Origin of the sequence: Lyngbya sp. CCY1209 (assembly GCF_035615495.1) — a bacterium.
Taxonomy (GTDB): domain Bacteria; phylum Cyanobacteriota; class Cyanobacteriia; order Cyanobacteriales; family Microcoleaceae; genus Limnospira.
The window spans coordinates 1-203 of the sequence record NZ_JAJENU010000691.1; the positions used below are offsets into that span (position 1 = coordinate 1).

A 203-nucleotide genomic window follows, 5' to 3' on the forward strand; every position below is an offset into this window, starting at 1 on the left:
CGGATCAGGGCGAAAAAGTCATCGACGGGGAAATCGAGGCTCAAAATACTGTCAATTTCATCGACAAAAATGACGATTTTTTCGTCGGGTATCGCCGCCAGCAGAATTTCCGAAATAAAATAGCTTAACCGCTGCAAAAATGAAATGTTGTCCGCTTCTTTCCACCAGGTTTTTAAGTTGAACTCCCGGGAGAGTCGGAATCC

General features: G+C 44.8%; 1 protein-coding gene. It reads right to left on the reverse strand.

Annotation, left to right across the window (positions count from 1 at the left end; translation table 11 throughout):
- A partial coding sequence (locus LKE08_RS29365) for a hypothetical protein (RefSeq protein ID WP_324707738.1) occupies nt 1–203 on the reverse strand: 203 nt, incomplete at both ends.